The 18,202-nt window shown below is 40.5% G+C and carries 17 protein-coding genes; 4 read left to right on the plus strand and 13 right to left on the minus strand.

All coding sequences use genetic code 11. The features are described 5' to 3' along the window. Positions 1-21: 21 nt before the first annotated feature. Positions 22-420 (minus strand): response regulator, encoded by a 399-nt coding sequence (locus DQW11_RS08055; RefSeq protein WP_113923540.1) that lies wholly within the window; start codon positions 418-420, stop codon positions 22-24. 721 nt (positions 421-1,141) lie between these two features. On the opposite strand from DQW11_RS08055, the gene DQW11_RS08065 reads away from it, so the two are divergent. Both DQW11_RS08065 and DQW11_RS08070 read left to right on the plus strand, forming a co-directional pair. Beyond that, positions 1,142-1,810 (plus strand): hypothetical protein, encoded by a 669-nt coding sequence (locus tag DQW11_RS08065; protein ID WP_113923542.1) that lies wholly within the window; start codon positions 1,142-1,144, stop codon positions 1,808-1,810. Between the two features lie 4 nt (positions 1,811-1,814). Next, the gene (locus DQW11_RS08070; protein WP_157966070.1) at positions 1,815-3,521 is read left to right on the plus strand and encodes a capsule assembly Wzi family protein; all 1,707 of its coding nucleotides are present in this window, start codon (positions 1,815-1,817) and stop codon (positions 3,519-3,521) included. 57 nt (positions 3,522-3,578) lie between these two features. On the opposite strand, the gene DQW11_RS08075 is transcribed toward DQW11_RS08070, so the two are convergent. The 5 genes from DQW11_RS08075 to DQW11_RS08095 form a co-directional block, all read right to left on the minus strand. Next, positions 3,579-4,895 carry a serine hydrolase domain-containing protein gene (locus DQW11_RS08075; protein WP_113923543.1) on the minus strand — a complete coding sequence of 439 codons (1,317 nt, stop codon included), beginning with the start codon at positions 4,893-4,895 and terminating at the stop codon, positions 3,579-3,581. Between the two features lie 113 nt (positions 4,896-5,008). After that, complete coding sequence (locus DQW11_RS08080) at positions 5,009-7,444, minus strand: outer membrane beta-barrel family protein (RefSeq protein WP_113923544.1); 2,436 nt, start codon at positions 7,442-7,444, stop codon at positions 5,009-5,011. Positions 7,445-7,663: 219 nt separating this feature from the next. Beyond that, positions 7,664-8,269: a superoxide dismutase gene (locus DQW11_RS08085; protein WP_113923545.1), complete on the minus strand. Its 606-nt coding sequence runs from the start codon at positions 8,267-8,269 to the stop codon at positions 7,664-7,666. Positions 8,270-8,373: 104 nt separating this feature from the next. After that, on the minus strand, positions 8,374-8,817 hold the full coding sequence (locus tag DQW11_RS08090) for a nucleoside deaminase (protein ID WP_113923546.1): 444 nt from the start codon (positions 8,815-8,817) through the stop codon (positions 8,374-8,376). Between the two features lie 80 nt (positions 8,818-8,897). Further along, positions 8,898-10,028, minus strand: coding sequence for a hypothetical protein (locus DQW11_RS08095; RefSeq protein WP_113923547.1), 1,131 nt, complete (start codon positions 10,026-10,028; stop codon positions 8,898-8,900). A 325-nt stretch (positions 10,029-10,353) separates the two neighbouring features. Between DQW11_RS08095 and DQW11_RS08100 the strand changes: the two genes are divergently transcribed. Then, positions 10,354-11,538, plus strand: a complete 1,185-nt coding sequence (locus tag DQW11_RS08100; RefSeq protein WP_113923548.1) for a Na/Pi symporter — start codon at positions 10,354-10,356, stop codon at positions 11,536-11,538. Positions 11,539-11,541: 3 nt separating this feature from the next. Here the strand turns inward: DQW11_RS08100 and deoC are convergent, their stop codons facing one another. Together deoC and DQW11_RS08110 are read right to left on the minus strand one after the other, a co-directional pair. After that, positions 11,542-12,198 (minus strand): deoxyribose-phosphate aldolase, encoded by a 657-nt coding sequence (gene deoC, locus DQW11_RS08105; protein ID WP_113923549.1) that lies wholly within the window; start codon positions 12,196-12,198, stop codon positions 11,542-11,544. A gap of 10 nt (positions 12,199-12,208) precedes the next feature. Continuing rightward, complete coding sequence (locus DQW11_RS08110) at positions 12,209-13,420, minus strand: NAD(P)-dependent oxidoreductase (RefSeq protein ID WP_113923550.1); 1,212 nt, start codon at positions 13,418-13,420, stop codon at positions 12,209-12,211. Between the two features lie 146 nt (positions 13,421-13,566). Between DQW11_RS08110 and DQW11_RS08115 the strand changes: the two genes are divergently transcribed. Next, the gene (locus tag DQW11_RS08115) at positions 13,567-14,163 is read left to right on the plus strand and encodes a methyltransferase family protein (protein WP_113923551.1); all 597 of its coding nucleotides are present in this window, start codon (positions 13,567-13,569) and stop codon (positions 14,161-14,163) included. Positions 14,164-14,217: 54 nt separating this feature from the next. Here DQW11_RS08115 and atpG read toward each other — a convergent pair whose 3' ends face one another. The 5 genes from atpG to atpE all read right to left on the minus strand — a co-directional run bounded on the left by atpG (position 14,218) and on the right by atpE (position 18,182). Then, complete coding sequence (gene atpG / locus DQW11_RS08120) at positions 14,218-15,096, minus strand: ATP synthase F1 subunit gamma (RefSeq protein ID WP_113923552.1); 879 nt, start codon at positions 15,094-15,096, stop codon at positions 14,218-14,220. A gap of 76 nt (positions 15,097-15,172) precedes the next feature. After that, positions 15,173-16,753: a F0F1 ATP synthase subunit alpha gene (atpA, locus tag DQW11_RS08125; RefSeq protein ID WP_113923553.1), complete on the minus strand. Its 1,581-nt coding sequence runs from the start codon at positions 16,751-16,753 to the stop codon at positions 15,173-15,175. A gap of 29 nt (positions 16,754-16,782) precedes the next feature. Next, complete coding sequence (atpH, locus tag DQW11_RS08130) at positions 16,783-17,343, minus strand: ATP synthase F1 subunit delta (RefSeq protein WP_113923554.1); 561 nt, start codon at positions 17,341-17,343, stop codon at positions 16,783-16,785. Between the two features lies 1 nt (position 17,344). Continuing rightward, a complete protein-coding gene (gene atpF / locus DQW11_RS08135; RefSeq protein WP_113923555.1) occupies positions 17,345-17,839 on the minus strand; it encodes a F0F1 ATP synthase subunit B in 495 nt (164 codons plus the stop codon). Between the two features lie 88 nt (positions 17,840-17,927). Then, positions 17,928-18,182: an ATP synthase F0 subunit C gene (gene atpE / locus DQW11_RS08140; protein WP_009032918.1), complete on the minus strand. Its 255-nt coding sequence runs from the start codon at positions 18,180-18,182 to the stop codon at positions 17,928-17,930. Positions 18,183-18,202: the final 20 nt, after the last annotated feature.

Here is an 18,202-nt window from a genome sequence, read left to right on the forward strand (position 1 = left end):
TTTTCTATATTTAATTTTGGCTTATTTTAATGTGTCCCAATCCATTTGAAAACATTTTGATAACGAATCTTTGAATGAACTATAGCTGTTGGGTTTTTTCATATACAGATTTGCACCCATTTTATACATGTCTTTTATTTGCTCAGGATGTGATGAGGTGGAAAGAATGACGGTTTTAATAAGTTTCCACTTTTCAGAGTTTTTAATTTCTTGTAGACATTCTAATCCATTTTTGAGTGGCATGTTTAGATCCAAAAAAATGAAGACCGGTAATTGATTTGCATTGTTAAGCAGGCTCATAAATTTGATGCCATCTTTGGCAACAAAAATTTTATAATCTGCAGAAATTTCAGAAATGATAAGGGTAAAGAGATCCCTATCCTCCTCATCATCCTCGGCTAAAAAAATGTGTTCTTGCATCTTATTTTTTTAAACTTTATAATTAAAATATTATTCAGTAACCATATTGAAAACTTTTTGGTTCATAACATCTTTCATTCCAGCTTTGCTAAAAAACCCTGTTAAAGAAAGACTTTATTTTAAACCTGATGGATTTCTATCAAGCCGAATAATTTCCTGCATAATTGTTTTAAAACGAATAAGTTATCCTCCCTGACCACTTTAAGTTTTTTACTCTTCCTCAAAAGAAGAGCTACATAATGGAAGCGGAACCTGGAAAAGATTAATAATTTAGGTATAAACTAAAAATCGGGTTGGAAATAATAAACGTTAAATTTAATTCTCCTGTTCTGTATAATTCAAAGGCCTAATTTGGGAATTTAATCAGTTTTTTTCCAAGCCACTCTATGTGCCTCGAATGGGTACCCAGGACAAAAATATGACAGCTCCTATGGTTTATACTTTCTACCAAGAGGAAAAGTATAGGAATCCGTGTAATCTTTCGATATGTCCACCCCTTCCATAAAAGCTCGGAGTAAGCCTGATTTATTATCTGCCCATGTTTGTCCGGTAATTTGGATTTGATGGTTTTCAAGGCTTGTTTTGCTTTTACAATTTCTGCTTTACCTTTAGTCAAAATGAACCATTTTAGCTTCTTATTCCATCAAAAATTCATTTATTTGCATTCCGAATTTTACCTGCCAAAGAATACCATCAGGTATGCAGCAAATATCTCCCTTGTATGCCGATTAAAAACAAGTCGACTTTCCTGATTTTTTTATTCCCATTAGTCTTGGGTCTAAGTTCCTGTCAGCAGGATACTGTCTGTGACTGTGAAGGAAATGACCTCGTTTATTCCAATGATTTTTCTGGAGGAGACTTAAATAATATTGAAAATGGCCGATTGATGGTTTTTGAAAATGACACCATTCTTGGAAATTATCATAATGAAGAAGTTACTCTGAACTTATCCTCCTTGCCCTCCCATAATATTGTCAAAGTTACCGTTGAGTTATTTGTCCATGACTCTTGGGATGGCAATCCTGATAATATAGGAGGCCCTGATTATTGGTACATGAACGTGGAGGGAGAGGAGGTCATGAGGACCACATTCTCCAATACTGCCTGTGTATTTGGATTTTGCCTGATGCAATCTTATCCGAATAATTTTTTCCGTCAAAATTTGCCAAAAACCGGAGCTGTAAGAACCAACCTTCCCGGGCTTTGCCATTTGTCAGGCATTCCGGAAAATACGACCGTTTATAGTTTTTCCCGGTTGGTTTCGCATACCGGCCCAACAGTTAAGATTACCCTTGGTGATGAATTGTTGCAGCTCAACAGCCCCGATCCAAAATGTGATGAGAGCTGGTCTGTAGGTAAAATCGAGGTCTCCACCTTATTTGTGATGTGATCAGATGAAAAAAGCCACACCATCATTTTCAGCTTTTACTCTGATTATCCTGTTTGTCCTGATTTTTCAAAATTCCGGATTTTCCCAGACAGTGGCTGTAGGCACACCGGTATTGGAGGAATACATGCGAAGGATGCAGCTTCTGGGAAAACTGAGTGAAACAAGCAGTTTTTCTATCAGACCCATTCTGCCTGTCCATGTTTTTGACAGAGAAGTAGGCTTTGACCTTGACAGCACTTTTATTGATTTTGAAAGCTCTAACACACATCGGTATTTAGGTGAAAAGAAAAAACTGAAATTTCTCGTCATGCCTTTCACCAACAGGTTTCAGTTCACCACCAATTATCCCTTTGGACTCAATGATGGAGCAATGATCCCCAACAGGGGTTTTCAAAATATGGCGAGCGGGGGTGTGTTTTTAGAATATGGAAAATTTAGTTTTCAGTTCCAGCCGGAAGTATTATTAGCTCAGAACAAGGATTATAAAGGATTTCCGATTGAAGAGCCGTCCACACTCTTTTTCTATTACGAACATATGAACAGGATTGACATGCCGGAGAGGTTTGGGAGAGCACAATACGCTAGAGTACTCCCCGGTCAATCAAGTGTCAGATTTAACCACAAAGGCATGTCGCTTGGTGTTTCTACCGAAAATCTGTGGTGGGGACCTGGTAAAAGAAGTTCGCTTTTGATGAGTAACAATGCACCCGGTTTTCTTCACTTTACCTTAAATACCCAAAAGCCCATCAAAACAAAAATCGGATATTTTGAAGGCCAGCTTATTTCGGGTTTCTTAAAAGGCAGTGGATTTCTTCCGCCCTATCCGGAATATTCATTTTTGCTTAACCCTTTCCTAGTCCCAAAAAGAGAAAATGGAAACAGGTACTTAAGTGGGTTGGTTTTGACATACCAACCAAAATGGCTCAAGGGATTTTCTATTGGCTATGGTTCTGTCAGCCAGATGTACAGTGCCGATATGTCAACTTTTGCAGATTACATTCCGATCTTTAATGGAGAGAAAGGCCTCTACGAAGTCCATAATCCCACCCGTGACCGAAGACAACAATTCAGTACAGGATTTTTCAGATGGGTCAGTTCTGAAGGACATTTTGAGTTTTACGGAGAATATGGGACCAATGGCAACAGTATCCGAACTGCTGATTTTATCATCACCCCAGAAAGAAACAGGGCTTTTACCTTAGGATTTTCAACTTTGATCCCTCTGAAAAAAGAAAACCAATTTATCCAGATCAGTTCAGAAATGACCCAATCCGGTCAGACTATCAGGGAAAGTATCTTTAACCTTGACACTTGGTATATTCATGACCATGTCAGACATGGATACACCCATCTGGGTCAGGTTTTGGGGATCGGTTATGGTCCTGCCGCCAATGTCAATTGGGTAGAATTGGGTTGGGTGAGAGATTTCAGCAAAATCGCCTTCCACATTGAAAGGATTGTGTACAACAATGATTTCTATAATTTCAGGTTTGAAGACATCAAAGATTGGCGGACAAAATACGTAGACATAGTTCCTTCTCTCGTGGGAGAACGGAGGTTTGGAAATGTATTGATACATGGAAATTTTCAATATGTCAATACTATGAACTACAAATGGTTTCTGACAAATGATCCTGATAATTATTTTGTGCCGGGATGGGACAGGAAAAATGTCGTACTCAACATCGGACTTACCTATATCATAAAATAAAAAGAGACTTTAAAAAAGCCTCCTTTCAAGTAGCAAACCGTTAAACTTTTAGATTTTTTATTTTTTGGTGAGGACAAAATTGCCAGCACCCTGCTTCAATGTCATTTCGTTGGATTCCGGATTAAATTCCAAAGTCAGTCCTGCCGGAGTAAATATGAAAATATGGCCTTCTTTGTACTCTAATGAGAATTTTGGTTGGCCGGTAGCCTGTCCGATCAGTGTGGTGTTTTCTTTGGTTATGGTCACTTCCAAAGGAAACGAAGCGCTTCCATACACACCGAGATAGGGATCAAGATCTTCTGTCTTGAGGGTATTCGCGGCAAAAGTCGGGATCTCATAATCCCTTCCAAAGTAAGCACTCAATACCGCGATGGCGGCTTGGTTTGGGTCATAGCTGGAACCGTTTACAGCCATGGCAAAGGCAAGTTTTTGCTCCGGAAAATAACTCAGCATGGATTTGAATTCATCAATGCCTCCGGTATGACCAAAAGAAGCTTTGTCATAAAAGGGTATGACAAACATCCCCCTTCCAAAATTATCCTTCATTTCTTTCATCATTTCCAGACTTGTGAGGGAGATGATTCTGCCGGCAAACAGTCCTTCGATGAATTTGGTCAAATCTTCTGTGGTGGAGACCATGGCTCCTGCGCCCAATGGAATAGACATATCGGTTTCGGTTTCTTTTTCCCATTTGCTGACAAATTTGTAAGAATAAGATTCTTTCGCAGCAATTGCTGTTTTTTGTCCCACATATGTGTCATTAAGATTTAATGGTCCGGTAATGTATTTTTTCACCAGATTGGAATAGGGCTGCATATACACGTCTTCGAGAATCCAGGTAAGCAAGACATAATTGGAGTTGCTGTAGTCGGCTTTGGAGTCGGGTGCGAAATCGCTTCCCCCTTCTCTGATTAGGTCATAAAGGCCTTTTCGGGACTTGTTTTGGGTATTCCAAGATAGGTAATCCGGATTGGAGGTGAAGCTGTGGATACCGCTTCGGTGGTTCATCAATTGGCTGATGGTGATGTCGGAAGCGTTTTCAATTTCAGGAAAGAACTTATCGATTTTTTGGTTAAGGTCGATTTTTCCCTCTTCCATAGCTTTTAAAATAAGGGCCGAAGTAAACATCTTTGTGATGGATCCGATCCTGTATTTTGTGGCTGGAGTTGCAGGGATATTTGCCTCAAGATCCGCAAAACCGAAGGCTTTCTGATAGACAATTTTGCCCTCATGGGAGAGGGTGACAGATCCCATCATTTTTTGGTTTTCTGCCAAAGTTTGAAAGTATGTATCAAGTTTTGCTTTGTCGAATGTCTGGGCAGACAGCGTGTGGAGGAAAAAAACCGCAAGAAGGGTCGAAAATATTTTGGCCATGATGATTTAAAGTTTTGATGGAAATTTGCTTGTGTAGGGTATCTAATTTACATAAAGAAATTAAAAATAACCCGAAAAACCCTACACCACATGGGCATAGGGTTCGGGATTATTTAATTGTCCAACCTGTTTCTTTCTTCTGTACTTCCGCTGCTGTTTGAAATTTTGAAATTCTCACCTTTGGCAAATTTATACCTCAAGGTAAACCTTACTCCCTGATTGCTTCTGTATTGCTGGAATTGGGTATCGATATTGTCAAATTGCACGGCCGCATTGATGACCTGAGTTCGGAAAAGATCGGTACCATTGACAGTAATGCTCAGCTTGTCTTTCATAAGGTTTTTTGAAATTCCTGCATCTACCCATCCAAATCCCTTAATGGAAGCTTGGCCATATTGGGAAGGACCGATATACATCGCCATCAATTCACCTCTGAATCCTGCAGGCAGGTTGAAGGTATGCTGTGTTCTGAGGGTCAGTGAGGTCTGGGACACATCCAGCAAAGCATCTCCAATCATTGACTTCCAACGTGCATTGTTGACTTGAACCATGTTACTGGTATTCCACCACTTTCGGATCTCGACAGGAATCATGGCTCTGAAATTCCAGTTTTGTGATTTGTCCAGGTTGGCGGTGTAAGTCGTCGTGGTTCTGGTTTCTTCATCTTGGGTAAATATTTGTTGGAATACATCTGTTGTCAATGAATACCCCAGAGTAAACTGGTATTGGCCTTTGACCACGTGGTTCATTTCCAGGTTGTTGGAATACTGCGGTCTCAGGTAAGGATTTCCCTGCTCGGTAGTCAAAGGATCAATGTAGAATATAAATGGATTCAACAATCGGTAATTGGGTCTGTTGATCCTTCTGTTGGCGTTATAGACGATTTGATAGTCTTTGCTTACTTGCTGCTGAACAAAGAAACTCGGGAAAAGGTCGATGTAGTTTTGTTTATCTACTCTTTCCAAGGTAACTGAGTTTCCTGTGATGTCGGAATATTCAGTTCTTAAACCTACCTGATAGCTCACTTTCTCAGAAAATTTGCTTTTGTAAGTTGCGTAGGCAGCGAGGACATTTTCTTCATAAATGAATTTGTTGGAATTGGGATCCTGCTCAAAAGGCTCTTCTTCAATTGCTTTGCTGAGGTCGAGTTCATTATCCGATTTTACCCAACTTCCTTTTAGGCCTGTTTCTAGGATTCTCCCTTTTCCGAGCGGTTTGGTGAAGTCCACTTTTGCGGTGAAGATGTTATAGTCCATCTCATTGAGTGTTAGAATGTAATCCCGTGCGGCTCCATTTTCATTTTCATTGATCCATCTATTGTTGGATAGCAGCGACGAGGCATTTGATTTCATCTTGGTGTAATCCACGTCAGTGGTAAATTTGGTTCCCAGTGTATCCAAAAGCCCGACATAATGGAAGTTCCCAAATATCCTCTTGTTCTGACTCTCCCCTTCGTTGTTTGACCTAAGAAAGAAAAGGTCTTCCGTTCCAGGATTATCGATTTCAGTAAATGACTTTCCGTCATTTTCTCCTTTGTAATCGGAGGCTTGGATGGAAATTCCGACACTGTGTTTGTCATTGATCTGGTAATCGGAACCGCCATTGAAAAACAAACTTTTATTGATCGTGGTGATCTCGCTGCTTTGGTCAAAGTTGGAAATGCCTTCATCCAATTGGAAATTTCTGTTGATGCTGATGTCGTTTAGAAAATTGAATTCATTGTAATTCAAGTTGGCAGCATTGGTCCACTTTCCTTTTTTAACGTTCAGTGCGATCCCTGCATTTGGACCATATATTCCATTGTACATGCCTCCTGTTTGGATATTGCCAAACATACCGTCCATGTTGTTTTTCTTCAGTTTAATATTGATGACTCCGGCAGTTCCTTCGGCATCGAATTTGGAAGTCGGGTTGTTGATGATTTCTATGCTTTTGATATTGTCAGCTGGCATAGAACGGAGAAAGTTGGCGAGGTCATTTGCCGACATATATGTTTGACGGTCGTTGATCATTACAGTCACTCCGGGCCGGCCGTTGAGGTTGATGTTGTCATTTTCATCCACATAGACACCTGGTGATCTTCCGATTACGTCCAAAGCTGTATTTCCATCAGCCATGACAGTCCCTTCGACATTGATGGTGGTTTTGTCTGCTTCGACGATGATATCCGGTCTGGTGGAGCGCACCGTTACTTCCTCAAGGTTTCCAGCTTCTTCCTCTATAGAAATGATTCCGAATTCTTTGTTTGATCCCACTTTGATTTCAAATTCTTCAGACTTGAAAGTTTGAAAACCTATGGAGGAAACCATAAGCTGGACTTTTCCGGATCTTGCTGTCTCGATTAAAAATTCTCCGGAGTCGTTGGTGACGGCACCTGTGATCAGGGTGCCGGTCTGGGCTTCAACCAGGGCGACGTTGACAAATGGAAGTGATTCTCCTTTTTGGTCCTTGACCTGTCCGGTAATCAAAGCGACATCTTTCGCAGCAAGATTACTCAATCCTAAAAAGAAGAATAAGAGGACTGTAAAAATCTGAGTTGAAATTTTCATAATAATAGGTTGGTTTAGTTTTCATGTACTGTACCAACCCTATTGAAAAATGGATGCCAACAAATAAAAAATAATTTAAACAACTGAAATACAGACGATTAAATGATTTTGTCTTATTCGAACATGTACATTACCGTACACAAAGAACGTACAGAAGGGGTACAAAAAAAGCCTTGGAAGGTCTTTCCAAGGCTTTATGATCATGATGAATATTGTCAATTACTTCGCAGCAGCGTATCTTTTTGCTACTTCTTCCCAGTTGATAACGTTCCAAAACGCAGCAACATAGTCAGGTCTTCTGTTTTGGTAATTCAGGTAATAAGCATGTTCCCAAACGTCAAGACCCAAGATAGGTGTTCCGGGACATTCAGAAACATCCATCAATGGATTGTCCTGATTTGGAGATGAACATACGCAAAGTTCCTTTTTGGTATCTACACAAAGCCAAGCCCAACCTGAACCAAAACGTGTTGCGGCAGCTTTGGCAAATTCTTCTTTGAATTTGTCGAAAGAACCGAATTTTGCATCAATGGCAGCACCGATTTCTCCTGTGGGATTTCCTCCGCCGTTTGGTTTCATGATGGTCCAAAACAAGCTGTGGTTGTAATGACCACCTCCGTTGTTTCTTACGGCTGCATTGCTGCCGGCCACTTTCATCAATTCTTCAATGCTTTTGTTCTCGAGGTCAGTTCCTGCGATGGCATTGTTAAGGTTTGTCACATAAGCGTTGTGGTGCTTTCCATGGTGGATTTCCATGGTTTTGGTGTCGATATGCGGCTCTAGCGCATTAAAATCATAAGGAAGTTTTGGAAGTTCAAAAGCCATTTTTATAAAGGTTTATGGTTAAACATTAATATTAAACTCTACTGATTCATACTACCTTCCAACCAAATTGACTTTAAAAAGGTTCTAAAATGACCTAAAATGAATCAATCTCTTAGCTTTTTGAAGAATTTATCCAGAAGGTCTTTCGATTCTTGGGCCATCAATCCTTCCGTTACTTTGGTTTTTGGATGAAGCAGGTTTTCAGTCAATCTTGTGAAACCTCTTTTTGGGTCGGAAGCCCCATAATGAATTTCTCCCAATTGAGCCCAAAAACAGGCTCCGGCACACATGGCGCAAGGCTCAAGGGTCACATACATTTTACATTCTGTAAGGTATTTTGCGCCTAAGGCATTGGCCGCAGAGGTGATGGCCAGGATTTCGGCGTGGGCGGTTACGTCTGTGAGTTTTTCGGTTTGGTTATAAGCTTTGGCAATGATTTTATTTCTGCAAACAATAATTGCTCCGACGGGAATTTCCCCTTCCTCATAAGCCTGCTTGGCGAGCTTCATGGCTTCGTTCATAAAATATGCGTCCGAGTATAATTCCATTCCTTTGCCTATTTGTAAAAATAAAAATGGCGTAGATTTTTCTGAGAACCTACGCCATTCAAATTGAAGCTCATTTTTAATTACTTAAAAAAGTCAACTACTTCATTTCTAATTCCTTCATTGATGGCCAATGCCATAATTAATGACACTACCAAACCTATTGTAGCTTTACCAATATCCCTTCTTGTCAAGTATATAGCTTGCATAATGCCTACTTTTCTTGTTTCCGATTTCCTGGATTTGGCCAAAGCAATTGCTATCTCCCTGCCGCCCAATAATCCGATGAAAACCCAGGTGGTACTCATAGGGATGTTATTATTTATTTTGAAATAGAAAAGTATGACCCCATATACCAAATCCACCAAAGTCGCAGCCCTCACGTCTGTTACCCTGGTTTTTTCATTGATTACAGATTGGATTCGATCTCCCTTAAGATAAAACAAGATCCCTAATCCCAAGAAGATAAAAGAGGTAAAACCCAAAAATTCCCAAATATTCAATTGTCTAGGTAAAAATACTGCGATATTGGCCGCATCCTGCATAATCCATACTGCCCAGAGAAATCCAGAAGTTATCCATTGCAAAACATCCCAATATTTTGCGGGCTTTCCTTTGAGGTAATTCTCCACAAATTTTTCAAGAATAAACCACACAGCGATGGCGATAACAAATGCCAAAACATACCCAATCAGAGATTTTTGCATTACATCCACAATAGTTCCTGCTTTATAGGTGAAAACATTCAGCAAAAGAAATGTAGTTGAAACAGGCATTCTCATTCTCGTCATGACCAATAATACAATTGGCGCGGCAAGTTGTAAAAAAACAAAACTTTCAGGGGCTTTTTCCAAGCCTGGCACCATCAGTCGTTGGTAACTTACATCGCCATTATATGTGATCCAGCTGTAAGTCACCGTTACAACAAAAATCAAACCCATAAACAACCAAAGCCAATACCACTTTCTTTTTTGATTGGAAGCAATGAAAGTTCCAATAGTCTGGATACTGTCATTTGCTATAGCAGAATAGGCAGCTAGTGCAAAACCAAACCACATCGCAAAGTACGTATATGGCGAAATAATACCAGCTATGGAGATCAGGATGCAAATGAAAATTAAATAGGGGCGTTCTTTCTTTGAAAAATCAAAAAGTGAATAGGCGGCTTTTGAAAGCGTGTCCTGATTAATATTTTGGTCTTTAAGCTTAGCCATGTTTGATATGGGTGAAGGATTTTTTCCGCTGCAAATTTAAAGAAGTTTATTTGGCGTCAATATTAACAAATTGTTAAGGGAGACTACTTTAGGATTTCAAATTTGCCTATCAAAAATTTTATAATGAGGTAACAATTTTAAGAAATCTCTTCACATAAACCAAAAGAATGACTTTTGGGGGAATACTAAAGTATTATAAAAAGGAAATGGTCCTTTTTTAATGTTAACAATATATTCACAGGAAAACGCCTTTTATTTATTCGCTTTACTTTTATTTTGCACCTGATTAAAGGGAATCAACTCCTTCATAAGGGGTTTTATATAAATGACCGAACTCAAAGAAGCTAGTCAGAAGTCAAGTAAGGGTTTGATAATTTTTCAAATGCTATTGGCATTCGTTCTTTTCATGTTTTCCATTGATTTGCTGACAGTGGCGATGGTCAGGATGAACAACATCCTGGCAGAAGATCTTTTTCAGGCCACCAATAATCCATTTGTAGGACTTTTTGTCGGTTTATTGATTACTGCACTTGTTCAAAGCAGTTCGATGGTGACTTCCATGATCGTTGCGGTAGTTGCTTCAGGTAACCTGACCCTGATGCAGGCTGTTCCGTTGGTGATGGGGGCAAATATCGGTACCACTCTTACAAGTACTTTGGTGGCTTTTTCCTATATCATGAAGAAGGGGGAATTTAAAAGAGCCCTTACAGCAGGAGTCGTCCACGATATTTTCAATATCCTGACAGTAATGATCTTATTTCCCTTGGAGATATACTTTGGGTTTTTGAGCAGGACAGCTTCATTTTTGACCAATGCTTTTTTTGATTTCAATTCAGAATTTGTAGGCGATTACAGCTATAACGTTTTGTTTACCCGAAACCTGACCACATGGCTTCTGGATATTCTTAACAGCCCGGTGATAGGACTGATACTTTCTATAATTTTGCTCTTTCTTTCTATAAAATTCTTGTCAGATACTGTTTTTAGAACTTTTGTTTCTACCAATTTTGAAAAAATAAGCAGGCAGATGTTTAAGTTCCCGTTTATGTCGTTTATGTATGGGTTATTTTTTACAGCTGCCATTCAATCGAGTACTGTGACAACTTCTTTGATAGTGCCCGCGGTGGCCAATAGAAAAGTGTCCCTGTCCAAAGTTTTTCCTTTTATCATCGGCGCCAATGTAGGTACCACCATCACTGCGGTCATTGCTTCTATCTATAAAACAGAAGCTGCCATTAGCATTGCTCTTGTTCATGTATTGTTTAATCTTATTGGAGCGTTGGTGTTTTTGCCTTTTCCCGCACTCCGAAATATTCCTGTAAAGCTGGCAACTTTTCTAGGGGATCAGTCTGTCAAAAGGAAGTTTGTAGGGTTTGCTTATATCCTGCTGACCTTTTTTATCATTCCTTTTATTTTGATTTATTTCAATAAAGATAATCACGGCGTAGAGAAGGAACAGAATCCAAAAGTTAAGCCGAAAATTGAAATTCAGGCAGATAAACCTATGTAGAACTTATTCTTTTGCAGATTTGACGATCTGCACACCAGAGCTCGTCCCGATTCTATCAGCGCCGGCCTGCACCAGTCCTAGAGCCTGCTCCAAAGTTTTGATGCCCCCACTTGCTTTGATGCCGACGTTGCTTGGTAAATGCTTCCGCATCAGCTTGATATGGCTTTCTTTGGCCCCTTCCGGGGCAAATCCCGTGGAGGTCTTCACATAATCAACCCCTGCATCTGCACAGATTTCACATGCCTGAATGATCTCTGAATCGCTGAGGTAAGCGGTTTCTAAGATCACTTTTAGGATTCTGTCTTGGTCATGGCAGACTTGCGAAAGCTTGGCCAGTTCTAGCTTTGGCCAGTTCATACCTGCCTTGAAAGCCGTAAGGGACCAGACAACATCGATTTCATCAGCCCCAAGTTTGATCAATTGCTCTGTTTCAAAAACTTTGGTTTCTGTAAGGTTATATCCCAAAGGAAAACCTACCACTGAGACCAGTTGGATGTCAGCATCTTCAATTTCTCTTTTTGCTTTTTTTACCCAAAAAGGCGGTACGCAGACTCCTACAAAACCATATTCTTTGGCTTCCTTTACCAGATTTTCAATGTCTGCATCGACAGTTTGGGCTCTGAGGACAGTTTGTTCGATATATTTTTCAATTTTGATCATGCCAGTTTGGTTAATCTTCCGGAGTATTTACATAATCTCTCAAAAAAATAAATTCTATGGTCAGGTCTCCTTCTTTGGCGATGGTGGCTTTGTCCAAGACCTTTGATTCTTCTTTTAACAATTCCGGAATCAAATGGTGAATCAGTTGGTTTCCGAAATCTTCTGAAGCATTTCTGGGGAGTTCTGTGGGTAGATTATCGATCGCCATGACAGAGATACTCGTCTGCTTACCAAATGCCGGTAACACTTCAAAATTATCCCTTTCGATATCATAGATTGGATGAAGGATGGTGCTGGTTTTGAGGGTAGTCGGTATAGATCCATTGATGTCGCAGGTAATGTCTGCCATCACTGAGATACTGAATTCCTCAGACCGGATATCTTCCATTTTGAATAATTTAGGTGCCCTTGGATCCCAATAGGAGGCTGCCATCAAGATGTCACTGACTTCCGCAAATTTTAGAAAATGGCTTTCATACCTTTCAGGGAAGGAATAAAGCTCATGCCTTTCATATCCCCCATCCGTTTTTCTCCTATAATATTCCTCGGTGGAAAGCACCGTAAAAACAGGCTCATCAAAATACTGCAACAACAATTCTTTGGGTCCCACCTGTCTGATTCCTACATGCTCCAAAATTTCAACAACCCCTTTGCCGACCCTTCCTGTTCCGGTCACTACTATTTTGATCGGAGGCAATTGAACTTTGCCAAGTTCCTGGTCAAGCTCTTCTTTGTCAAAGCAGTCCATAGCCCTTTTTAAGTCAAAAAGTCCCGATTTTTTGCCATATGCCCACAGTCCGTTGTATGCTCCCACTATCCCTGCCCAATGTCCAAATGCGACAGTGCGGTTGCCTTTTTCATCTTTTAAGACTTCATAGTCCATCAGGGTGATGTTTTTTTCCAAAACTGTCTGGAGCAATTTTCTGTTATGGGGCTGCTCTTTGATGGTATGGGAAAAGAAGATGTATGATTTGTTGGGAATCAATTGGGAAACAGGCACTTCTTTGACACCCATCAGCAAATCACAAAATGAAATATCCCCTACTACTTCAATGCCTTCCTGAATATATTCATCATCAGAAAAACACCTGAAAGGACTGGATTCGACATAAAAGGAAAGGGTGTCTTTGTATAATTCAGATAAATGTGACAGTTGTTTGGGGGTAAAGGGCACCCTCCTGTCAGTTGGAATTTTGCCTTCTTTGATTAAGCCTATCTTCATGAAATCAGAATTAATATGCGCTAAAATTTTATTTGTTTTGACAAATCAGTGATTATTGTTTTGGTCTGGGCAATTTTTCGTCGCCTGTCTGGAAGACCTTTCTTTTTGTCAATAGAAATGGGATATTCGTAAAAAAAGTTGATGTCATGCCGTATCTGATTTTGGTTATCCTTTGGGTTTTATTTTATTTTTTGCATTCTCTACTTGCAAGCCTGAATATAAAAAGAAAAATCAAAGGATGGATGGGAAGGCAATACATATGGTATCGATTGCTGTATACGGTTTTTTCTACGGTATTTATTTTTGGAATTTTGATTTTCAGCACCACGTTTTCGCAACCTGATATTCTTGCCAAAACGCCGACTACCACTTATTTGGGATATATGTTGGCGAGTTTTGGAACCATCATCATCGTGCGGTCATTCAAGTCTTTCAGCAAGAAAAGATTTATAGGCTTGCAACCGCATGATGATTTGGAAGACAAAGAGGAATTTGTGGTGACCGGGCTTCATTCCTATGTGCGGCATCCGATTTATTCGGGCACGGTTATGATGTTTTTGGGATTTTTCTTTTTTGAACCTACGCTGAGTTCAATTCTCCATTTGGTCATGTTGCTTGTATACCTACCGTTTGGGATTTATTTTGAAGAAAAGAAACTCATAGAAATCTATGGATCCAAGTACCTTCAATATAAAAAAGAGGTCGCTTCCTTAATCCCCCTGAAAACGAAAAATGTGCTTTAAACAAAAAAAAGCCACCTATAGGTGGCTTTAAAAGGGTATTATTGTTAGCTATTTTTAACTTCCTTCAAGGGCATTTGCTCCTGCAACGATTTCAAGGATCTCGTTGGTGATGGCAGCCTGACGGTTTCTGTTATACATCAACTTCAATTCTTTGAGTAATTCATTGGCGTTTTCAGTCGCTTTGTCCATGGAGGTCATCCTTGCACCATGTTCAGAAGCGTTGCTGTCCAGCACTGCCTTGTAAAACTGGGTTTTCAAAGCTGTAGGTACCAAATCGCGGATCACATATTCTTTGGAAGGTTCTAAGATATAATCAGTATTAGTCGTTATTTTCTTTGAAGCCAACTTCTCCACTCCACCCATAGGAAGGAACTGTTCTACGGTGATGTCTTGGGTTGCGACATTCCGGAAATGGTTGTAAACCAAAACTACCTGGTCAAACTGCTTGGAAATAAATCCATTCATTGCAAATTCTGCTATCGTCCTTACCTCGTCATATTTGACATCGGTAAATACTTCGTAGAAATCGGTTTTGGTTTTATAGTTTCTCCTTGTGAAAAATTCAAAAGCCTTTTTACCTAAAGGAAGGATGGTCACATTTTTACCTTTGTACTCTTTCTCAATAAGACTCACCGTTGCTTTTATGATGTTGGAGTTAAAGGCACCGCACAATCCCTTGTCAGATGTCATGGATACTATCAGCACGTTTTGAACAGGTCTTTGCTCTGCGTAAGCAATTTCAAGTTCGCCGCCCATAGCAGATACTACTTCGTCGAGTATCGAGGTCAGTTTTTGGGAGTATGGACGCATTTTGATGATCCGGTCCTGCGCTCTTCTCAGCTTGGCCGCCGCGACCATTTTCATGGCTTTGGTGATTTGCTGGGTGGAGCTTACCGAGGTGATCCTTTGCTTTACTTCCTTAAGATTGGCCATATTATTCTTTTGTCAGAAAAGAAATTTTAAAGAACCAAGAATGCAGCAGCGCTCTTGGTTCTTATTGTTGATTCAATTATAGTTTTGCGAATTTCGCAGAAAGGTCCTTTGCAGCACGCTCAAGGATTTTTCCTGCTGCATCGATGTCATTTTTCAGGATGAGTTCCAAAGCCTCAGGATGACTGCTCTTCAACAAGTTGTAGAATTCTTTCTCAAATTGTCTTGCTTTTTCCGGAGCAATGCTATCCATGAAACCTTTGGTGGAAACATAGATGATGGCTACCTGAAGCTCTACAGGTACCGGAGCATATTGAGGCTGCTTCAGGATTTCCTGGTTTCTTCTTCCTCTTTCGATGGTTCTTTTGGTACTCGCATCTAGATCAGAACCAAACTTGGAGAAAGCTTCCAATTCACGGAACTGAGCTTGGTCAAGCTTCAATGTACCCGCTACTTTCTTCATGGCTTTGATCTGTGCGTTACCGCCCACACGGGATACCGAGATACCTACGTTGATCGCAGGACGGATACCGGAGTTGAAAAGGTTGGACTCCAAGAAGATCTGACCGTCAGTGATGGAGATCACGTTGGTAGGGATATAGGCAGAAACGTCACCTGCTTGGGTTTCGATGATCGGAAGTGCTGTCAAAGAGCCGCCACCTTTCACCAAATGCTTGATGGATTCAGGAAGGTCATTCATCTGACTTGCAATCTTATCAGAGTTATTGATTTTTGCAGCTCTTTCGAGAAGTCTGGAGTGAAGGTAGAATACGTCACCCGGATATGCCTCACGTCCCGGAGGTCTTCTAAGAAGCAAAGAAACTTCTCTGTAAGCTACCGCTTGCTTGGACAAATCATCATAAATAATCAATGCAGGACGACCGGTATCTCTGATAAACTCACCGATACATGCACCTGTAAACGGCGCAAAGAACTGCATCGGAGCAGGATCAGAAGCAGCTGCAGATACTACTACTGAGTAAGGAAGTGCACCGCCTTTTTCCAATGCTGAAACGATACCCGCTACTGTAGAGGCTTTCTGTCCGATTGCCACATAGATACAAAATACCGGCTCTCCTTTTTCGTAATATTCTCTTTGGTTAAGGATCGTATCGATAGCCACAGCGGTCTTACCTGTCTGACGGTCACCGATGATCAACTCTCGCTGACCTCTTCCGATCGGAATCATGGAGTCAATAGCCTTTATACCTGTTTGAAGGGGTTCGTTTACAGGCTGACGGTAGATAACACCCGGTGCTTTACGCTCCAAAGGCATTTCATAAAGTTCTCCAGTCAATGGACCTTTGCCATCAATAGGATTGCCCAAAGTATCCACTACACGGCCCAACATCCCATCACCTACTTTGATAGAGGCGATTTTTTTGGTTCTCTTGACATTGTCACCTTCTTTGACAAGTTTGGAATCACCGAAAAGTACAGCACCGACATTGTCTTCCTCTAGGTTGAGGACCATTGCCTTAAGACCGTTGTCAAATTCCAATAATTCACCGGCCTGAGCTTTGGTTAGTCCATAAATTCGGGCTACCCCATCACCTACTTGGAGGACGGTTCCCACTTCTTCAAGTTCAGTATCAGTCTTGGCGTTTGAGAGTTGCTCTCTCAAAATAGCCGAAACTTCATCAGGTCTTATTTGTGCCATTATATTTTTATTAAAATGTTTTCTTTGATTTAGTATAGTTTCACGAAATACCTCTGGGCAAATTTCATTCTGGCTTTTCTCAGCTTACCGCTAAGTGAATCATCCCAAAGCTTGTCATTTACTTTGAGAACAAATCCCCCGATGAGGCTTTTGTCGATTTTTTCAACAAGTTCTACCTTCTGAAGACCTGAAATCTCTTTTACAATTTCGATGATTTCTTTTTTCAGGGCCTCGGTCAATGGAAGAGTAACAGTCACCTCCGCAACTTGGATACCCTTGTATTCATTGTACTGCTTCTGAAATTCCTGTGCAGTGGTAATCAATACATTTGACCTGTTCTTTCTGGTAACCAGGTCAAAAAAGCTCATTGTGATATGGTGGGCAGTTTTTCCCAACAGACCCTTTAGAATATTGAACTTTTTGTCATAGGTGACAATAGGACTGTTCATTGCCAGTCCAACTTCTCTATTCTGTTCTGCTATAGAAAGTAATCCTTTCATGTCTCCGATTACAGCCTCTAGCGCATTCTTCTCTATTGCTAGTTCAAGAAGGGCTTTGGCGTATCGGGAGGCTACTTTAATATTTGACATATTAGTTTAACTTAATGTCTTTAACCAATTCTTCAACAAGCTTTTGTTGGGCAGCATCTTCAGAGAAGTTTCGCTTCAGCAGTTTTTCAGCAACAGCAAGTGAAAGTATTCCAACTTGTACCTTGATATCTTCTATCGCCGCCAATTTTTCTGTTTCGATAGTAGCCTTTGCATTCTCAATCATCTTAGCACCTTCCTGATGGGCTTTTTCTTTTGCCTCATCGATCATTTGCTTGGCAGCCTCAGATGCCTTGAGCAGCATCGTGTCTCTTTCGATTTTGGCTTCATGGATGATTTTCTCATTTTCAGCCTTGAGGTTAGCCATTTGATTTCTGGCTATTTCAGCCGACTTGAGAGCTTCGTCTATGCTTTTCTCTCTCTCATCCAATGCCGCAAGTATGGGCTTCCATGCATATTTTGTGAGGAGAAATAATACGATCAAAAATCCAAGTGCTGACCAGAATATCAATCCCAGTCCAGGTGTAATAAGTCCCATATTGCTTTATTTTATATGAATAACAGAGCTTGTTCAATAAATCAAAAAGGTTGGGATTGGCCTAGCGCCAATCCCAATTCTTTTTTTGTTAGAAAGTGTAATCACCCAAGGCAATAAGTAGACAAACTACTACCGCAAACAGGGAAACCACCTCAATAAGGGCAGCGATGATCAACATGGCAGTCTGGATTTTTCCAGCTGCTTCAGGCTGACGGGCAATGCCCTCCATAGCTTGGCCACCGATTCTACCGATACCTAGACCTGCGCCAATCGCAACAATTCCAGCACCGATACCAGCACCCATCAGTGCAAATCCGGCAGTTAATAAGATTGAAGTTAACATACGTGTTTGATTTATAAATT

Origin of the sequence: Cognataquiflexum aquatile, assembly GCF_003316845.1 — a bacterium.
In the GTDB taxonomy this organism is placed as follows: Bacteria; Bacteroidota; Bacteroidia; order Cytophagales; family Cyclobacteriaceae; genus Cognataquiflexum; species Cognataquiflexum aquatile.

Coding starts and splice junctions, on each gene's coding strand:
- DQW11_RS08055 (WP_113923540.1), bottom strand. CDS start 420: ATGCAAGAACACATTTTTTTAGCCGAGGATGATGAGGAGGATAGGGAT.
- DQW11_RS08065 (WP_113923542.1), top strand. CDS start 1,142: ATGCCGATTAAAAACAAGTCGACTTTCCTGATTTTTTTATTCCCATTA.
- DQW11_RS08070 (WP_157966070.1), top strand. CDS start 1,815: ATGAAAAAAGCCACACCATCATTTTCAGCTTTTACTCTGATTATCCTG.
- DQW11_RS08075 (WP_113923543.1), bottom strand. CDS start 4,895: ATGGCCAAAATATTTTCGACCCTTCTTGCGGTTTTTTTCCTCCACACG.
- DQW11_RS08080 (WP_113923544.1), bottom strand. CDS start 7,444: ATGAAAATTTCAACTCAGATTTTTACAGTCCTCTTATTCTTCTTTTTA.
- DQW11_RS08085 (WP_113923545.1), bottom strand. CDS start 8,269: ATGGCTTTTGAACTTCCAAAACTTCCTTATGATTTTAATGCGCTAGAG.
- DQW11_RS08090 (WP_113923546.1), bottom strand. CDS start 8,817: ATGGAATTATACTCGGACGCATATTTTATGAACGAAGCCATGAAGCTC.
- DQW11_RS08095 (WP_113923547.1), bottom strand. CDS start 10,028: ATGGCTAAGCTTAAAGACCAAAATATTAATCAGGACACGCTTTCAAAA.
- DQW11_RS08100 (WP_113923548.1), top strand. CDS start 10,354: ATGACCGAACTCAAAGAAGCTAGTCAGAAGTCAAGTAAGGGTTTGATA.
- deoC (WP_113923549.1), bottom strand. CDS start 12,198: ATGATCAAAATTGAAAAATATATCGAACAAACTGTCCTCAGAGCCCAA.
- DQW11_RS08110 (WP_113923550.1), bottom strand. CDS start 13,420: ATGAAGATAGGCTTAATCAAAGAAGGCAAAATTCCAACTGACAGGAGG.
- DQW11_RS08115 (WP_113923551.1), top strand. CDS start 13,567: ATGCCGTATCTGATTTTGGTTATCCTTTGGGTTTTATTTTATTTTTTG.
- atpG (WP_113923552.1), bottom strand. CDS start 15,096: ATGGCCAATCTTAAGGAAGTAAAGCAAAGGATCACCTCGGTAAGCTCC.
- atpA (WP_113923553.1), bottom strand. CDS start 16,753: ATGGCACAAATAAGACCTGATGAAGTTTCGGCTATTTTGAGAGAGCAA.
- atpH (WP_113923554.1), bottom strand. CDS start 17,343: ATGTCAAATATTAAAGTAGCCTCCCGATACGCCAAAGCCCTTCTTGAA.
- atpF (WP_113923555.1), bottom strand. CDS start 17,839: ATGGGACTTATTACACCTGGACTGGGATTGATATTCTGGTCAGCACTT.
- atpE (WP_009032918.1), bottom strand. CDS start 18,182: ATGTTAACTTCAATCTTATTAACTGCCGGATTTGCACTGATGGGTGCT.